Origin of the sequence: Amnimonas aquatica (genome assembly GCF_002943415.1) — a bacterium.
In the GTDB taxonomy this organism is placed as follows: domain Bacteria; phylum Pseudomonadota; class Gammaproteobacteria; order Pseudomonadales; family Moraxellaceae; genus Perlucidibaca; species Perlucidibaca aquatica_A.
In genome coordinates, this window is record NZ_PTQZ01000351.1 from 1 (window position 1) to 1212 (window position 1212).

The 1212-nt window shown below is 64.2% G+C and carries 1 protein-coding gene; it reads right to left on the minus strand.

Translation table 11 applies throughout. The features are described from left to right. Nucleotides 1–89: 89 nt before the first annotated feature. On the minus strand, nt 90–1193 hold the full coding sequence (locus C5O18_RS09870; RefSeq protein WP_478209698.1) for an aldehyde dehydrogenase family protein: 1104 nt from the start codon (nt 1191–1193) through the stop codon (nt 90–92). Between the last annotated feature and the right edge of the window lie 19 nt (nt 1194–1212).

Sequence of the window (1212 nt, forward strand, 5' to 3'; positions counted from 1 at the left end):
TGCCGTCAGGCGGGGGATAAATGGTGCCATTCCTCCCCCTGGCGCCAGCCTTTGCCGGCGCCGGGCCTTCCGGTCTGCCCGGTGCGGCCTCAGCGCAGCAGGAAGCGCTTGGCGAAGGCGTGCATGGGCTTGTTGAACGGCGGCAGGATGTACTTGATGCTGTCGATGCGCGACTTGATCAGCACGCTGCGCGCATTCGACATGGCCAGGAAGCCCTCGCGGCCGTGGTACTTGCCGAGGCCGGAGGCGCCGACGCCGCCGAAGGGCAGGTCGTCGACCGCGACNTTGATGTACTTCAGCACCTCGTTGACGTCGTCGTACTCGAGGATCGGCAGCACCGGCCCGAAGATCTCGTTCTGCATGATCTGCATGTCGCGGGTCACGCCGGTGACCAGCGTAACCGGCATCTTGCGGCTGGCGCTGAAGTCCTCGTTGGCCGGGTTGATCTCGATGATGCGCGCGCCGCGCTCGCGGGCGTCTGCGAGGTAGCCCTGGATGCGGTTGTACTGCTTGTCATTGATCACCGAGGTGTAGTCCGGGTTGTTCAGCAGGGTCGGATACATGGTGGCGATCTGCTTCGTGAACGCCTCGACGAAGGCGTCCTGCTTGCCCCGCGCCAGATAGGCGTGGTCGGCGGCAACGCAGGTCTGGCCGGCGTTCCAGCACTTGCCGAAGGCCAGGCGCTCGGCGGCGTCGGCGAGCGGGAAGGATTCGTGCACGATCACCGGTGACTTGCCGCCCAGTTCCAGCAGCACCGGGGTCAGGTTTTTGCTCGCTTCTTCCATGACGATGCGGCCGACATTGGTGGAGCCGGTGAAGGTGATCTGGTCGAACGGCAGTTTCGGGAAGGCCTGCGAGATCTCGCCCTGGCCGGTGATCACCGTGACATGGTCGGGCGTGTAGATTTCCTCGATCATGTCCTTGAAGGCCTGTGCCAGGCGTGGGGTGTAGCCGGACATCTTGATCATGGCGCGGTTGCCGGCGGCAAGCGCGTACATCAGCGGGCCGATGGCCAGGAACACCGGGTAGTTCCACGGCACGATGATGCCGACCACGCCCAGCGGCTGGTATTGCACGCGTGCCTTGGCCGGCGCGTTGAGCAGGGCGACGTGGCGCTTCTCCGGCTTCATCCACTGCTTCACGTGCTTGATGCAGTACTTGATGCTCTCCAGGCCGAAGAGCATTTCCGCCATCTTGAATTCGTCCAGCGAG